Here is a 13,972-nt window from a genome sequence, read left to right on the forward strand (position 1 = left end):
GGATTACCACCTCTAGCGCGAACCCAATCACTTTCTGTCGCAGCACCACCACGAATTTGTGCCTTCCATGCATTTGATTCTTTAAGCGGATCAATCCATGGCATGACAGGACCGTTGTATGTCGCGTTATAAAGTGAATTTAGGTCAACGTCAGCAGGGAGGGTAATCACTCTAGATGCAATAGCCATTTGTAGCCATTGCCGATAGACAGGCCGACTAACTGAGCCGCAAAAGGTATCTTGCAGAATGTAATAACCCTCAAATGACTCCACCAGCTCTTGTCGTTGTGCGCTGTATGTTCCGTTGTAATCACGAGCGATACTGGAATAACTCCCCCGACTACCGGCGGCAACAGCTCTTAACTGACCGTTTCTAAAATTTTCAAGGTTTGGGTTAGGCCTATCAGACTTGATCATGCCAACATCTTCACCGGGTCGTAATTCATCAAAAATAATCCCGGGAACAATATCGATAGTACGGTCCTCATATTCCCGCTCATCATCGTAAGTCCCTGCATCACCTTTCTTGATGTACATCCCTAGAGAGGCCGCGATACGTGCGGCCGTCAACTCTGCATCTTCGTAGTCTTTTAGAGCACTTAAACGCATTAAGATGCCGGAAAATAAACTATTACCGCGCAGCTGATGTAATCGACGCACATATTTCAAGTGCAGCATGTTTTCCGTCAGGATAGATTTAAGCTCCCCCATCTGCTGGCCTGCGGTTAACAAGTTTTTATAAACAAAGTAAGTTTGTGGGCGGCCCCAATCATTTAATTGGATCCCCTGTCGGATATTTTTCCCTGTATCATCCAAGTGAATCGGAACGAAATCAGGCTCAAGTGCTTCAAGCCAGAATGGAATACCCGCTTGCTTATCAAGCCCTTTCTGATTTCCTCTGACTAATTGAGCAAAAACTTCACCATCACGGATCCATGTTCGAACCAAAAGACGCTCAAGCATTGGACGGGTAAATTGCCCTGTAACCTCTGGACGAATGGACCATTCAGACCATGCGGTTCTGATTTGCTTGGCGAGGTCATCATGGATCTGCCCTGTAAGTGATAGTGGCTGTGGCTCAACAATAATCCCTTTGCTACCAACAATGCGCTCTTCCATTTTGTCGAGAATACCAATCACAAGGTCGTGGTTATTATCTAGCCATCGCGCTTGCTCACGTAAGGATTTACCACCAACTTGCGTTAATTGGTTCGCATTTCGATTCTCTCGACGCGCCTTATGAAGCCGAGAGGGGTTTGCAGCTTCATAAGCATGAATGGCATAGCGTGACTTGGCTCGTTGACTCGCCCATGACGGTGAAAATACCGCAATCGCCTTCTCCAACATATTCATGAGAGCCTCGCTAATTTATAACCAGGTGACTTGCGATTAGCGGCGCTACTTTGTGAATATCGACGCTCCCAATATTCCCGCCCCTTGCAGATCTCGCTAAGATTTTCCATTGTCATTGACTGTCCATTAAATGTAATACTCTTCCCCTGCAGTATTTCCATTTCTGCTTTTAAATACGCATCTAGCATTTCTTTAATTTGCTCACGGGTCATACCCATCCCCCTGAAGTTGCAGACACAGGAGCCCATGCCGAGCTTGTGCTAGGTGTGGTTTCTTGTGTTTCTGTTTGAATTTGTGTTGATTTTTGAGGAGGTTGATTAGGCGCCGGACGAGATGGTTTAACATCACTGATATCCGGCAACCGAGCCCATTTAGGCGGGTTCTCCCATTTGATTTTTTCGTAACCAAGCAAAATTACCAACGCATGCGCATAGACCATTAAGTCAAATGCTTCGTTAGCCCCTTTACCCGGTTTACTCCATTTCCCGTTACTGTCGCGCTCTTCATACGTCAATTCATCGTAGAAGGAATCATCAAGCCAATCTGGAAAATGAATATAGTTAGGGCCAACGGTGTCTCGCCCAAGATGAGCAGAAATGCGATCCTTAAGCTCATTAGTTTGTAATAAATGAATGGGTACATCACCCCGCGCTTTTGCTCGGCGATCTGAACGGTTAGTGTTATCAGGGTAAGATTTAGTAATGAGCTTGCTTTTCGCTTTACCATCCCCCTTAAATAAATAAACTCGCCTCGCTAACCCTTCCTTCTTACATTGTCGCCAAAATTTATACGCGTTATCAGTTACCCCTTCTTCCCCACCGGTATCTATTGCCATGCAATGGACGCCCATTTCAACGTTGTCATGATCGTGAATTGGGTAAGTTTTATCGAGCACATCCGTAATGAGAACATCCCAGTCCTCCGCGTAAGATGAAGGATTAATGGGCAGCGATTCACCATCTTCGTTTGTTCTTAGTGAATGAGTGATATCAAATCGGTCAATTATCCAACGCTCACCTCTGGTGCCATAGCCTGTGACCTGAACGACAAAACGCCGCTTTTTACCACCCTGAACGTCAATAGTTGCAACAAGAAAACGAACGCCATTAGGCACTGAACCATAGTCCCAATACTCTGCTCGGGCTTTAAGATCATCGCCGCTTCGCTGCTCTTGACTGATTTTTGGTAAATAAGGTTGTCCCCAATCGGTATTAATAACGGACTTTAGTGTTTCCTCACTACCGGTTCGCTCGTATTCCTGCTCCGCATTAAGTAAGTTATAAACTAACTTTTCCCATGTTTGATAAGCTGCTGCGGGGCCTTCCATCCAAAATGAAGCAATGCGCGACTCTCTTGGCTCACCCGTTACAACACCATTTTGGTCAATAGACTGCCCCTCTCTAAGCCAGACCCCTTTATTGTTTAGTTCTCTTTTCTGTTCAGGTTCGATAATTCCCATACAGTGTGGGCATTGTAATCGAGCGGCTTTGCTGCCCATTGTTGGGTCATCACCCTCACTAAAGCCCACCATATTTTCTCGAATAGGCAAGAAATATTCCGAACAATGCGGACATGGCCAATACCAGCGGCGGCGATCACCCCGATTATAAAGTGACAAAATCCCCGTTGTAGGTGGTGCCTCATGAGGTGTATTTCGTCGCCATTTGCTGTCTGTTATTTCTCGACCTGGGGAGCTTTCTACAAGCGTTTTTCCTGCCGACATAAATGTGGTTGTACGCTTTGCAGCTAATGTATAAGCATCACCCTCACCGTCAATATCTTCGGGAAATCGGTCATAATCCGTTAATGCCACAAATCGATAATCCGAAGAGGACATGATATTGACGGATGGCCAACCAATTTTTAAGTAATTTCCTGCCCTAAATGTTTTGTCATGGACGTTGTTATCATTGCGGTGTGGACTTAGTCTTTTAGCCACTTCACGACTAGAGCGAAAGGTTCTGTCTAATCGCTTTTTAGAATGCTCTCGCGCTTTTTCTTCTGTCATTTGGATAAGAAGAAAATCCGCGGGGTCACATACAATGACATAAACAATCCAGCCATCAATTAACCCCAGTGATTTACCCGTACGCGCTGGACCAACAAATATCACCGAATCATAGCGGCGATCTGAAAGGCAGTTCATGGGTTCAATAATGTAGGGAGTTAATGAATCATCCCACGGTATTGATGAACCTTCACCCATGGGAACGCGCATATATTTTTTTACTGCCTGAGCAATTGGCATTCTACGAGGTGCTTTCAATAAGGATGCAACATCCTTTCTTACCGTTGATGCTGAGGCATAATTTACTGTCATTCGTCAAAATCCTCCGCTTCCATCACGCGAGAAGCGAGAATATCCCGTAATTCATCAACAATGATTTGCACCTCAGTGAGCTGCTCCGCGTTCCACCCCTTATCTCGCTCTAATTTATCGGGCCACGTATCTAAAACTTGGGTTATTGCCTTAACCAGCACCGCCATTTCCAAATGCACATCAGCAACAGGAACTAATTGTTTAAGCGTAGTTTCCAGCTTAATTCTTTCATTTTCAGACTGATACCAATCCTTGCGCTCTTTAGGTGGCATCAGCGTGGGGTCTTGAAGGTTATTTGTATTTACATCGGGGTCGGCACCAAAAAGTATCGGCCCGATATCTCGCAAAGCATAAACGGGATTGCCTCGCACAATATTGGCAATGGGAGTATTTGCATCGAGCAATCGCTTTTTAACTGTTCCGCGATTTAAGCCGAATGCTTCAGCAATCTTAGCCACGCTCCAGTTGTAGGCGTCCCCCAGATTGCTGATGTTGGACATTGACACCTCACTCTGTCAGGTGAAAACTGATATTTTTATTTATTATCAGATGGATATAACACATTGAGGTGACAACTCATTTTGAAAATTGTCACCTCAATATTGATATTTTCAAACTAAATCAAAGAGTTAACTAACCTGCTGCTGACAGCATGAAAAATTGAAAATGAGCCGTTTCCCGCGCGCGCGCCGCCTCGTGGTAAGGGTGCCCCCTCAGGAGTACCTTTTGAATTATGCGTAAAATTAATCAATCTAATGAGTTTAAGGTTTCTTTGGTGGTGGGAGTGGCTTGGAGTTGCTAGACCGCTTGGGTTGATACCCTTTAACATTTGTACCGCCATCATTTAGTTGCTTGTCCAGATGTTCTCTGAATTGGTTAGGGTTATTGAAACCTTCGCTGCCCATGGCTTCCTCCATTTGGTTATTAACCGCCATAATCAATTTGAACTCGTATGGCTTCTTCATAAGTTGCATCACGCCAACCCGTCATCGTTTTGATATCATTACTTGGGCTATCAAGAGGATATCGTGAGCGCTTTATATCAACTTCTACTTGCAATACAGGGAGTCCAGTCAGGTTCTGACGCCTGAACTTAAAGCGCCCTGTCAGGCCTATTTCGTGGTTTCTATATCTTGGTAATGGCATATTAAGCAAACCCTGAGCTTTTACGCTGAATATCAGCCCGAATCTGTGTGATAGACGACTGCAAATGACTAAATTCAGACTCAACCTGTTGCTTAAACTTTTCGAATTCTGACTGCTCACGAGAAATAGCTTCACTTGTTCGGCTAATTTCAGCGGAAGCTTTAAGAGCCATTTCAGCAGGTACTTGAACACTGTTATCATTAATGCCTGTGGTTATTTTAAACCGTACTTGCTCTGCCCCCTTTTTAGCACCTTCTTTTGCTGCTTGTGTCATGGCTTTCTCTAGCGCAGCATTATCAATAAACACCCCATTAATGAACGCTCTATCAGCGGAATTTGTAAACACGGGTTCTAAGCACCCAAAATGGTTGAATGCAGCAAAATCAGTGATGAAGCCACCTTTGGCTGGTTGTTTCAGTCCAGTGCTAATCATCAGCCCTTCAATACGCTTTAGCTGCGCTTCCAGCTTATCTAAGTCAGTGCTATCGACTGATATCTTTATAGATAGGGTGGCTATTTCTTTTTTATCTGACATGACTGTCTCCATAAATGAAAAAGCCACCAGTGATTAGCTGATGGCTATTACATTAAAAATAATTTCAATCGACTATTTTCAAAATAAAAAAACTGATTTATTCTTAAATTGAGCGTACTAGCTCACAAGTGCAGTAGTCCACTTCAACTTACGGGAGGTATCTATGTTTCTCGTATACACCATCATCGTTATTGCTTTTTTTATATCTTTAGCAACAATGGATTCACCTGAGGGTGACCAGGTTAATTTTGATATTAACGATAAGCAAATAGGATATATGTATGTTATGTAACTACGATTGAAAGCCCTGAAATATTTATCTAACAGGGCTTTCCTTCTCGCCCCTACTATTCTAGTTGCAGAACACCGTGTTCTTCCGAGCCTGAATAAGCTATCAAACCTTCATAAACAATTTCATCACCATCATAGATGGTGCCTACTTCAAGGGTGTAAGTCAGTTGCCCCTCTTCCTGTGTAAACTCATAAAGAGACTTGATTTGTTCTGGTGTTAATACGATTTTGCTCATCAATAAATACTCCAATTTGGCTTAAGCAATAAGTAGTGGTAATATCCTGCCGCTGGTTAAGGATGACTGGTCCTACAACAATAATGATAAAGATACATTTCCATTAGATATGCCCTTCTATAGAGGGGCTTTTTTTATATCATTTAATAATCACCAAATATAATTGCGCATTTGAAATAACCTGCTAGGCTTAACGCTGATATTCATCGTAAAGCAACACTTTAGCCTACCGCTGTGTAGGCTTTTTTTATTTGCATACGCGTTTTTCAATATTCTTTTCCGTATTTCGTAACAATTTATACCTAGATTATTTAACTTATATTGGTATCATGCGCACACCCATTTGACATTTGGGTATTCATAAACAAAAATTGGTTCTATTAATCGAATATTCCGCCCCGCGCCAACGAGGGGCTTTTTTTATTCTTTCGGAGTGCTTTTATCCAACTCTTCACGGAATTGCTCTGGTTTATCAAAGCCTTGTGTTGCCATGTTATTTCTCCATTAAAAAGCCCCGCGATTGCGAGGCTGACATATTTTGTTAAGATTTTTTACACTTATTCATCAGTCAATGTATTAATCTTAAAAGTAGACATATATAACAATAAACTTACTAGGCAGTACATATAGTTAGCCCATATTCCACCAGGCGGTATGGGCTATTTTTTTGCCCTTTCAGCTTCAATATCTCGAATGGCTTTTTTATCTAAATTACATTGCTCGATGACTTTTAGTAGTGACTCATTTATCAACAGAGAGTCACCCCAAGGAAATGTCTCAGGGATGTATTCAGGTAAGCAATCATTGAGTAAGTGGGCTGGTATGGGTATTGGTGGCGTTTGAACGTATTCTATTCGCGTGGTTGTGCAGCTCGATAGTAGCATCACGAGGAGCATCAAGGGGAGCGCACTCATTATCCACAAGAACAGTTTTGATAATGGTTTTGACCTTTTCAGAAGCCACGGTTGCCCTATCCCGCTCTCTGAGATTATTTCGTGAGATTTCATTGAATGTTACCGAAAGTTCTAAAACGGTGGACAATATGAATTGATTGGCGGCTAGCTCATTAGCTTTCTTATCAAACTTATCACTCAATTTGTCGTAATCTTTCACAACCCAAATAAGCCAAAATAGCAAAATGACACAAGCGGCCATTAATGCTTTAGTTAGTATGCTTAGTTGCTGCCCCATCGTGCTTTATATCCCCTCACGTCAATATGTGTGAATGTTTTATAGCGACCGATGCCGTAGCTATCAGGAAAGATAGATTCAAGATAATCAGCCACTATTTTAGGCGCTACATCCTTGACTTTGATATCTGCCGCAGTGCCTAACAAGTGTTGTGATTTAGGCGCGCCACCTACACTTTTATTATGGTTGGTGCAGCGACGGCCACTGACAATAATTACTGGCTTACTAAAATGGGCGCGAACACTTTCAAGTATTTCAACCAACTTAGGTTCAACTTGATTTGCTCCGCACCCGTCTTTACATGCAAATTCATTACTATCGAAATGTTTACTTAATTTCATTTCTTCACCATGAAAGTAAAAGGCCGCCTTATAAGTGACCAGATTGATTTGATTCGGGACATTAGCTTACTGATAACGATGACCGTCATAATGTTTCCACCTGACGCAAAGATAACGAGGAATAAGATTAAATCAGCATAAACATCGGACGGGGCTGATACCCTTGCCCCTGTTAACGTTTCGTAGATTTGATAAACCATACCGATTAGTAATGCAGTTCCGACAATAGCGTCCCTTGTTCTTGGGTATCGACACAAAAATAAAATAAGCGTCGACAATGACATCAAAGAAATATCAGCAGCATCCCAAAAGTAAAGGTCTAGCCATGCTATAACCTCGCCGTACAACTTAAAGAAGGCTTCCATCAGTTACCCCCTTTATTTTGCCAGTCTTTAATGGCCTGTACGATACTACTGAAGTTTCGGTCTATTGATGCAACAATACGACTAAACAGCTTTCTAAGGTTGTCTTTGTTTGCAGCAAGCACCAGAACGGGGATTAACAAGGCCGAAATAACAATGGCTGTTATCTTAGGGCTAATTTCCCATTGCCATACCTGAGCAATAAAATCTGAGGCTTCTTTAGCAATGAGGATCCCTGCACCGAGTGCTAAAATAAAATGAAGTATCTTTCGTCGGTTATTATCTTTAGATGCAATGACGGAAACTGAAGCGCCAATAACTGCCCCTAGCACAACACCATAGTCGGCACCAATAAGGAAACCGCCCATCGCGCCACCGCCAGCAGCACCGAGGGTTATCCCTATTGATGTGCTCATAAATGATTTGTTCTCTTAACAGTTAATGAGAAGGTGTTTTACCTCTGCAGATAACTCGAACCGTATCGCCAGTTACCGTAGTAATGTAGGCATGATCTGTTCGCTTGATATCAAATGCAGGAACACCGTCTTTTGTTGTGTATTCCAGTCGAGCAACTATATCGGGATTATCGACTACTGGATAAAACTCCAGTCGGTACATTTTTCCCAAATAATGTGACTCTTCAACTTTACGGCCTTCACGTTCTGTCATTAATTTAAGTGCGTACATAGTTACGTTCCTTAGTGCATAGATAATAGAAAATAGAAAATCCACCAGCTACAGAAGCTAGTGTGAGTTAATGAATTCAGTTGATATTTAAGCAATAAAAAAAGGCCGCCTAAGTGACCAATTATTTATGCTCAGCTGTAGAATGGTCACGCCGCTTGCATACGCAGCAATGGCGATTCATATACCGCTCACCATCGTACTTTTGGCTTAGGTCATAAAGATTAGGTAATAGCGCCCACGCCACATAAAAATCATGAGGTGTCATTTCTGACCCCATCCAAGGACGAATACCGATGTGAACCCAATCACCCTCTTTTTCCACGCGAACTATACCAAGGTGCCAACCATCACAAGGATTGATGATAATGACATCCCTACCGTCTAAATCTTCAGTAGGCAGCTCACTGGCGGGTCTAAACACTAATTCAGTAGGTATTTGCATTGATGAACCTCAGAAAGCAAAAAAGCCGCACTAGGCGACCTCTTAATAATTATGTAGTTTAATCACTCTGCACTAGCAACACTGTATACACGGTACTATTCATCTATCCGAAAAAATTATTTGTGGCTAATGTTATACCCAATTTTCCACAAACAAGACCAGTAATGAAACGACAAAAACCACCATTAAATACTGCATTCCAACCATAAAATCTAAAAAACGATTAACTGCTTTCACAAATCCCTACTTTTTCACATGAACGACCGAACAAATTGTAACCAATCAACCCACCAAAATCCATATAAAAATAAGAGAAATTACATGGCAAAAAACCCGTCATTTCTGACGGGTTTGATTAGGGTTGATGTTCTTACAACTGATGTAGTTCGCAAATTAAATATAGTTCACTGTTGAAATTGTGCAAACTCAACTCTTCAGCTGCTAATTACTTTACCCAATGTGGAATAGCGACAAATAGAAGAACTAATACCAGTGCAGCTACCGCTACCTGTAATACATGAAAGATCCCCATAAATACAATCCCTTTATAATCAGCAATTAATCAATCACTTGTTATATAAAAGTAGCTATATTTTGTGGATTGTAAAGAAACTATGCGCTAAAAAACAAAAACCCCGCACAAATGGCGAGGTTTCATTCTATAAGTTAGGTGACAACGTATTCACTCTTATCACAATAGCATCGAATTTGCGTAGCGCACTAATACTTTTTTACTATCTATCACTTTTACTTTATTAATAACCTCGGAATCCATTTCTAGGGTTACACCCAGCATGGCTAGACAACCATCAACAAAGCCCTCGGCAACTTGCATCATTTGCCGAATTCGCCCCTCACTCATTTTCCATTCCTTGGCGATATTGCGTTTTGACACCCCATAAAGGTAATGCAAAACAATTAATTCTAACTCTTCCTCTTTTCTAACTTGCCGTAGCTTCGCAATAACGCTATCAATAATTATCCCGTCATCATCACTGCATGACTCTCTCGATGGTTCTTTGTTTGCAATTAGGCCTTTAAAGCCTGCAGCAATATGGGAATAATCGATACCCGGATTATCACTCGTCCAACCTGCCCATTTTTGTAAAACCAACTGAATATCTCTCATGCAAAAAGTCTCCTGCGTTCCGCACAACGCATTAACCGAAAACACCCAGTGCCGCTGAACGGTCTAGGAATCGAAATAAAAAATATAATTGGCTTCCGTGTTCGCTTTCCCACTCATTAGGATCCTTATGCAACTCGCTGTGGTGAATGCGACATAATGGGATAGTGAACAAATCATGGGCTTTAGTACCCATGCCACCCTGACCATGACCGATTAGGTGATGTGCATCGTCCGATGTGGCACCGCATACGCAACATGGCTGTGATTTAACCCACTGTAGATATTTATCATTAGTCCAGCACTGAGGTTTTGGCTTTAACATCAAGCTAGCTGGTGGCTCGGGATCGATGGTTAAATTTAATACAGATTTTGATACCCGTTCATCACCAACCAAGCCGCTGAGGTATTGGTCAGAAAGAGAGATAAGGCCTGATGGTTTATGCTTTAGCTCCTCAGGTAAAGTCATGAGCAACATTCTTCCACTGAATGTATTTAAATGTGCTCCTGGTCTAAATATCACCGCGCTAAGCTCAGGTATTAATATTGGAGTTAATATCCATTGGTGACTCATGATATTTTCTCCACTTTTGCATTGAGTGGCCTTATCTCAATTTCAAATCGACCACCTTTTACGACTTCACACCAAGTGATATCAACATGCTTAACTTGCTCATCGTCTTTCCAAATATTGGCATGGGTGATGGCGTCAAATGGTGCTTTTAGATAGTTATCAATATCCCTTCTGTGATAAGTGGGTGGGAACATCTTCACAATGACGGATACATTTTCAGTAATTACCCTAGGTCTTGGTCTTAATTGGGTATAAATAGCAGCTATTGCACTAGCCCGAAATGCACGCCCTTTTGCACTGATTAACGTTTTGCCGTTGATGTTCCGCCAGCAGGCATTAACACTTGGTGGAAAAGGTAAAATTAGAGATATTGAATTACTCACTAATTACCCCCTTATTCCATACAGTAACAGCCATTGGTTTATCATTAACATCGGGACCTTTAGCACCGCAGCGATGGCAGCGAACATAGAACCATGTCCTATAGCTATGACTTTCGACTGTCGTGTCGGAGCTATTGCAATAACGGCAAGGCTGAATTTCTAGCATGGTATTTTTCATCCAACCTTCCCCTCATGCTGAAGCTTTTTATTTTCAATAAACATTAAATCTGTTCTGGCGCTTCGCAATCTGGCTTTGGTGTTCTTTTCTTCCCTCAAAAGCCCATCGACTGATTTACGCAGTTCGTCACGCTTATTTAATAATTCACTCATGCCTCGGATTACAGACTCGGCATTATTCGCCCTAGCTAACAGAACATCAAAAGCCTCGACAACACAGCCACAATCGTTGCATTCAACTGTTCTATGCTCTTCATCGATAACTAGTGAATGATGCTTACAGTACATTTGCTGTCTGCTTTTTCTTCCCTTTACTTCCGTGTCGATAGTGGGAATTGCATCACTAGGCGCTTTGAATTGAATAACATTGTCATCTGCACTCATGGCCTCACCCCCGCCAGCAACTGATCTAACTGTTTAAGTGATTGGTTTCCCATATCGCCTATGTAAGCCTTTTCGACAACTTTAATGCCACACTCGAATCGAGGCTCAGGCTCACACTTCTTGATTTCGTCCACTTTTTTAGGCTCGGATGGTGACTGTGTTTTAAGCTTTTCTGCCCTCTTTGGTTTTTCCTTCTCCTCTAACTTTGTCTCCCACACTGCCTTTAGCTTTGTAATTGCATGGGGATCGATGCTGTATTGCTTTGACCTCTGCTTAGTTTTCCCTGCAGGGAAATTGCCGACATATTTTATGCAGCCAATTTTTTCCAGCATTTCAAAAGTTCGGTGTGCAGCGGATGGTGAATAACTAGCAACATTTTTTAGGATCGCTGCATTTATTGTTTTAAATTCGCGTCCAATCCTAATGACTTCAATTCCTTGCGTGTATTGGTATTCAGTTATCATTTTATGCAGCCACCCTCTTCGCTAACCACCTAACTTGCTCTATGAATATTCTGCCTCGTTCCTCTAGATCCTCACGCTTGATATAATCAAATGGTTTACCTGTCCATGACTTATCAAAAACGACAATAGCGCCAGCAAAGAATGCCCCCGTTGGCTTCTGTTTATCATCTGATGGGTTAAACCACGCAGGGAGCTCAAACCCAATACGACCGCGAATAAAGCAAACATGATCTGCATTTTCTGGCCACCAGCTTTCACTTGTTGCCGCCTTCAGAAGAAAAACATAGCGACCGCCTTTCTCTCTCATTGCAAAGGCGTGGTTCATTATGTGGCCAACACCCGTTATAGCCTGTTTTTCGTGATATGAACTGCGTGAATATGGTGGATTACCAAATGCAGCACCGCCAACTTCTTTTAGCTTTTCCGACCAGTCTTGAGTTAAAGCATTATCTTCTGCAGTGTAGAAGTTAGGTGCCTTAGTGTTTTTACCGTCAGTAAATAAATCGAGTTTGAATAGCCCATATATCGAGCTGATACCCCAGTACAATTCATCGGGTGTACACCACTGATCCCCAATTTCATTAAGCTTATGTCGTGGTTTAGCTTTAAGCGCCTCGAGGCTTTGAATGTATTTATTCATCAGATAGCACCTCGCTGCTGGTGGGATTTAACATACTCGCGCATATGCTTATAACGCTGCTGAACTTGAAAATGGTCAGCATGATGGTTTAAGTGGCGAAACTTCCTGCAGGTCACTAAGTCACGACGGGATTGATTCCATCTGTTACGAAGCTTGCGAATCGTGCGCCATTTACGTATCTGTTTGAATATGGCAATCATGCCTAGTACGTCAACGCCATAGATTGTTTTAGTTTCACTACGCATCATGCTGTCACCTCTTTCGCTGCTAGCTCTGCTGCTTGTTGCCAAATACCTAACCATGCCTTGCGACCTACAAAATCCGACATGTTACGAACACCCTGTTTACCCGCTAATTCAGCTGCGATTTCCTCAATGCGGTTTTTAGGTGTTAGCCTTGAACCAATGATCCGTGTGTAAGCATTGTCACGTTCTACGGGGTCGATACTTACAGCAACTTCACCAGGCTTGAGCCATTTACCGTTAACACAGACGGGGCGACCAGCCTCATGCCATTTCTGAGCTTTTTCAAAGTACTCCATGCAGTTTTCAGGGCTAAATAATGTTTTCGGGCGTAGGTAATCACTCATTCTTGAGTCATTTAGCCACTTGGCTGTGATGTAGTCAGTCACCAGAATTAAATCATCTGAGGTGTAATTTTCAGCTAGACGGGCTCTGATATGGCCCATAGTTGTTTTACCATCGCGATAACTTGAGTTAGTGACCTTGTTGAAATGATCTAAAACAGCTTGCGCATGGTCGGGCTCAGCATGAGCCTGACAAAAAGAGTTACTCTCTGTTGTAATCTCTTGAGTATTCTCTGTAGTACTCTCTGTAAGATCAGGGCAATTTGCCCCGTTCGATGAGGTCATTTTGGTACTGTTCGAACGTTTCATTTTGCGCTTATCGATAAGGTCATTTTGACCTGTTCGAGAGGCTTCGGCTGAACTGTTCGATGAGTTCAATTTGACCTCATCGGATAACAACGCATGTTCATAATTTATAGAGTAATAATTTGTGCGGTCATGGGTGCGTTTATTGATTTGCTCAATATTTAATACACCCAACTTTTTTAAATTGTTAAATGCACGCTTAATTGTGGATTCGGAAAAATACGGGAATTGTTCACGCCATTCTTCAATAGTGTTATAAATCCAGCGCCTACCGTCATGATCAACACCTGACGAGGTTTCAGATAGCCAGTATTGAACTTGCTGAAGCAACAAAGCCTCATTCAAGCCCAAGCGAACCGCCAGCTCAGGTATAACAATTTGTGGGCGGGTTTTAAGGAGTAATAAGCTACTCATACAGCCACCTTACTT

24 protein-coding genes are annotated in these 13,972 nt (G+C 42.3%); all 24 read right to left on the minus strand.

What is annotated here, in order from left to right:
• On the minus strand, nt 1-1,352 hold a 1,352-nt coding region (locus PSF09_RS08575; RefSeq protein ID WP_272683780.1), incomplete at its 3' end, for a phage portal protein.
• Complete coding sequence (locus PSF09_RS08580) at nt 1,349-1,564, minus strand: hypothetical protein (RefSeq protein WP_180312605.1); 216 nt, start codon at nt 1,562-1,564, stop codon at nt 1,349-1,351. The genes PSF09_RS08575 and PSF09_RS08580, both read right to left, overlap by 4 nt.
• Complete coding sequence (locus PSF09_RS08585; RefSeq protein WP_096863826.1) at nt 1,561-3,672, minus strand: phage terminase large subunit family protein; 2,112 nt, start codon at nt 3,670-3,672, stop codon at nt 1,561-1,563. Before PSF09_RS08585 ends, PSF09_RS08580 begins: the two co-directional genes overlap by 4 nt.
• Nucleotides 3,669-4,172 (minus strand): DUF1441 family protein, encoded by a 504-nt coding sequence (locus tag PSF09_RS08590; protein ID WP_096863825.1) that lies wholly within the window; start codon nt 4,170-4,172, stop codon nt 3,669-3,671. The genes PSF09_RS08585 and PSF09_RS08590 overlap by 4 nt, the downstream gene beginning before the upstream one ends.
• A gap of 261 nt (nt 4,173-4,433) precedes the next feature.
• A complete protein-coding gene (locus tag PSF09_RS08595; RefSeq protein ID WP_164560853.1) occupies nt 4,434-4,637 on the minus strand; it encodes a hypothetical protein in 204 nt (67 codons plus the stop codon).
• Entirely contained in the window at nt 4,597-4,818 is a 222-nt protein-coding gene (locus PSF09_RS08600; protein ID WP_096863824.1) for a hypothetical protein, read from the minus strand. Before PSF09_RS08600 ends, PSF09_RS08595 begins: the two co-directional genes overlap by 41 nt.
• Nucleotide 4,819: 1 nt before the next feature.
• Nucleotides 4,820-5,353 (minus strand): hypothetical protein, encoded by a 534-nt coding sequence (locus PSF09_RS08605; protein ID WP_164560854.1) that lies wholly within the window; start codon nt 5,351-5,353, stop codon nt 4,820-4,822.
• A gap of 347 nt (nt 5,354-5,700) precedes the next feature.
• Nucleotides 5,701-5,880, minus strand: a complete 180-nt coding sequence (locus tag PSF09_RS08610; protein ID WP_180312604.1) for a hypothetical protein — start codon at nt 5,878-5,880, stop codon at nt 5,701-5,703.
• Between the two features lie 659 nt (nt 5,881-6,539).
• Nucleotides 6,540-6,794 carry an Rz1-like lysis system protein LysC gene (gene lysC / locus PSF09_RS20440; protein ID WP_423810777.1) on the minus strand — a complete coding sequence of 85 codons (255 nt, stop codon included), beginning with the start codon at nt 6,792-6,794 and terminating at the stop codon, nt 6,540-6,542.
• Nucleotides 6,682-7,071 (minus strand): hypothetical protein, encoded by a 390-nt coding sequence (locus PSF09_RS08615; protein WP_164561082.1) that lies wholly within the window; start codon nt 7,069-7,071, stop codon nt 6,682-6,684. The genes lysC and PSF09_RS08615 overlap by 113 nt, the downstream gene beginning before the upstream one ends.
• A complete protein-coding gene (locus PSF09_RS08620) occupies nt 7,056-7,412 on the minus strand; it encodes a D-Ala-D-Ala carboxypeptidase family metallohydrolase (RefSeq protein WP_096863821.1) in 357 nt (118 codons plus the stop codon). Before PSF09_RS08620 ends, PSF09_RS08615 begins: the two co-directional genes overlap by 16 nt.
• Entirely contained in the window at nt 7,409-7,777 is a 369-nt protein-coding gene (locus tag PSF09_RS08625) for a hypothetical protein (protein WP_096863820.1), read from the minus strand. The genes PSF09_RS08620 and PSF09_RS08625 overlap by 4 nt, the downstream gene beginning before the upstream one ends.
• Nucleotides 7,777-8,190, minus strand: coding sequence for a putative holin (locus PSF09_RS08630; RefSeq protein ID WP_096863819.1), 414 nt, complete (start codon nt 8,188-8,190; stop codon nt 7,777-7,779). Before PSF09_RS08630 ends, PSF09_RS08625 begins: the two co-directional genes overlap by 1 nt.
• 22 nt (nt 8,191-8,212) lie before the next feature.
• Entirely contained in the window at nt 8,213-8,461 is a 249-nt protein-coding gene (locus tag PSF09_RS08635) for a hypothetical protein (RefSeq protein ID WP_096863818.1), read from the minus strand.
• A gap of 121 nt (nt 8,462-8,582) precedes the next feature.
• On the minus strand, nt 8,583-8,903 hold the full coding sequence (locus tag PSF09_RS08640) for a hypothetical protein (protein ID WP_096863817.1): 321 nt from the start codon (nt 8,901-8,903) through the stop codon (nt 8,583-8,585).
• 691 nt (nt 8,904-9,594) lie between these two features.
• Nucleotides 9,595-10,032 carry an antiterminator Q family protein gene (locus tag PSF09_RS08645; RefSeq protein WP_180312603.1) on the minus strand — a complete coding sequence of 146 codons (438 nt, stop codon included), beginning with the start codon at nt 10,030-10,032 and terminating at the stop codon, nt 9,595-9,597.
• A 31-nt stretch (nt 10,033-10,063) separates the two neighbouring features.
• The gene (locus PSF09_RS08650) at nt 10,064-10,603 is read right to left on the minus strand and encodes a DUF968 domain-containing protein (protein ID WP_180312602.1); all 540 of its coding nucleotides are present in this window, start codon (nt 10,601-10,603) and stop codon (nt 10,064-10,066) included.
• Nucleotides 10,600-10,986 (minus strand): RusA family crossover junction endodeoxyribonuclease, encoded by a 387-nt coding sequence (locus PSF09_RS08655; RefSeq protein ID WP_172767072.1) that lies wholly within the window; start codon nt 10,984-10,986, stop codon nt 10,600-10,602. Before PSF09_RS08655 ends, PSF09_RS08650 begins: the two co-directional genes overlap by 4 nt.
• Nucleotides 10,979-11,164, minus strand: coding sequence for a Lar family restriction alleviation protein (locus PSF09_RS08660; RefSeq protein WP_096863813.1), 186 nt, complete (start codon nt 11,162-11,164; stop codon nt 10,979-10,981). The genes PSF09_RS08655 and PSF09_RS08660 overlap by 8 nt, the downstream gene beginning before the upstream one ends.
• A complete protein-coding gene (locus PSF09_RS08665) occupies nt 11,161-11,547 on the minus strand; it encodes a hypothetical protein (protein WP_096863812.1) in 387 nt (128 codons plus the stop codon). The genes PSF09_RS08660 and PSF09_RS08665 overlap by 4 nt, the downstream gene beginning before the upstream one ends.
• The gene (locus tag PSF09_RS08670) at nt 11,544-12,011 is read right to left on the minus strand and encodes a hypothetical protein (RefSeq protein ID WP_110591888.1); all 468 of its coding nucleotides are present in this window, start codon (nt 12,009-12,011) and stop codon (nt 11,544-11,546) included. Before PSF09_RS08670 ends, PSF09_RS08665 begins: the two co-directional genes overlap by 4 nt.
• A gap of 1 nt (nt 12,012) precedes the next feature.
• Nucleotides 12,013-12,651, minus strand: a complete 639-nt coding sequence (locus tag PSF09_RS08675; protein ID WP_048608715.1) for a phage N-6-adenine-methyltransferase — start codon at nt 12,649-12,651, stop codon at nt 12,013-12,015.
• A complete protein-coding gene (locus PSF09_RS08680) occupies nt 12,651-12,896 on the minus strand; it encodes a hypothetical protein (protein ID WP_094962346.1) in 246 nt (81 codons plus the stop codon). The genes PSF09_RS08675 and PSF09_RS08680 overlap by 1 nt, the downstream gene beginning before the upstream one ends.
• Complete coding sequence (locus tag PSF09_RS08685; protein WP_272683781.1) at nt 12,896-13,957, minus strand: conserved phage C-terminal domain-containing protein; 1,062 nt, start codon at nt 13,955-13,957, stop codon at nt 12,896-12,898. Before PSF09_RS08685 ends, PSF09_RS08680 begins: the two co-directional genes overlap by 1 nt.
• Between the last annotated feature and the right edge of the window lie 15 nt (nt 13,958-13,972).

Origin of the sequence: Providencia sp. PROV141, assembly GCF_028481645.1 — a bacterium.
GTDB lineage: Bacteria > Pseudomonadota > Gammaproteobacteria > Enterobacterales > Enterobacteriaceae > Providencia > Providencia rettgeri.

Bases quoted from the DNA above. Each gene is read 5' to 3' on its own strand.
- PSF09_RS08580 (WP_180312605.1), bottom strand. From the start codon at position 1,564: ATGACCCGTGAGCAAATTAAAGAAATGCTAGATGCGTATTTAAAAGCA.
- PSF09_RS08585 (WP_096863826.1), bottom strand. From the start codon at position 3,672: ATGACAGTAAATTATGCCTCAGCATCAACGGTAAGAAAGGATGTTGCA.
- PSF09_RS08590 (WP_096863825.1), bottom strand. From the start codon at position 4,172: ATGTCCAACATCAGCAATCTGGGGGACGCCTACAACTGGAGCGTGGCT.
- PSF09_RS08595 (WP_164560853.1), bottom strand. From the start codon at position 4,637: ATGAAGAAGCCATACGAGTTCAAATTGATTATGGCGGTTAATAACCAA.
- PSF09_RS08600 (WP_096863824.1), bottom strand. From the start codon at position 4,818: ATGCCATTACCAAGATATAGAAACCACGAAATAGGCCTGACAGGGCGC.
- PSF09_RS08605 (WP_164560854.1), bottom strand. From the start codon at position 5,353: ATGTCAGATAAAAAAGAAATAGCCACCCTATCTATAAAGATATCAGTC.
- PSF09_RS08610 (WP_180312604.1), bottom strand. From the start codon at position 5,880: ATGAGCAAAATCGTATTAACACCAGAACAAATCAAGTCTCTTTATGAG.
- lysC (WP_423810777.1), bottom strand. From the start codon at position 6,794: ATGAGTGCGCTCCCCTTGATGCTCCTCGTGATGCTACTATCGAGCTGC.
- PSF09_RS08615 (WP_164561082.1), bottom strand. From the start codon at position 7,071: ATGGGGCAGCAACTAAGCATACTAACTAAAGCATTAATGGCCGCTTGT.
- PSF09_RS08620 (WP_096863821.1), bottom strand. From the start codon at position 7,412: ATGAAATTAAGTAAACATTTCGATAGTAATGAATTTGCATGTAAAGAC.
- PSF09_RS08625 (WP_096863820.1), bottom strand. From the start codon at position 7,777: ATGGAAGCCTTCTTTAAGTTGTACGGCGAGGTTATAGCATGGCTAGAC.
- PSF09_RS08630 (WP_096863819.1), bottom strand. From the start codon at position 8,190: ATGAGCACATCAATAGGGATAACCCTCGGTGCTGCTGGCGGTGGCGCG.
- PSF09_RS08635 (WP_096863818.1), bottom strand. From the start codon at position 8,461: ATGTACGCACTTAAATTAATGACAGAACGTGAAGGCCGTAAAGTTGAA.
- PSF09_RS08640 (WP_096863817.1), bottom strand. From the start codon at position 8,903: ATGCAAATACCTACTGAATTAGTGTTTAGACCCGCCAGTGAGCTGCCT.
- PSF09_RS08645 (WP_180312603.1), bottom strand. From the start codon at position 10,032: ATGAGAGATATTCAGTTGGTTTTACAAAAATGGGCAGGTTGGACGAGT.
- PSF09_RS08650 (WP_180312602.1), bottom strand. From the start codon at position 10,603: ATGAGTCACCAATGGATATTAACTCCAATATTAATACCTGAGCTTAGC.
- PSF09_RS08660 (WP_096863813.1), bottom strand. From the start codon at position 11,164: ATGAAAAATACCATGCTAGAAATTCAGCCTTGCCGTTATTGCAATAGC.
- PSF09_RS08665 (WP_096863812.1), bottom strand. From the start codon at position 11,547: ATGAGTGCAGATGACAATGTTATTCAATTCAAAGCGCCTAGTGATGCA.
- PSF09_RS08670 (WP_110591888.1), bottom strand. From the start codon at position 12,011: ATGATAACTGAATACCAATACACGCAAGGAATTGAAGTCATTAGGATT.
- PSF09_RS08675 (WP_048608715.1), bottom strand. From the start codon at position 12,651: ATGAATAAATACATTCAAAGCCTCGAGGCGCTTAAAGCTAAACCACGA.
- PSF09_RS08680 (WP_094962346.1), bottom strand. From the start codon at position 12,896: ATGCGTAGTGAAACTAAAACAATCTATGGCGTTGACGTACTAGGCATG.
- PSF09_RS08685 (WP_272683781.1), bottom strand. From the start codon at position 13,957: ATGAGTAGCTTATTACTCCTTAAAACCCGCCCACAAATTGTTATACCT.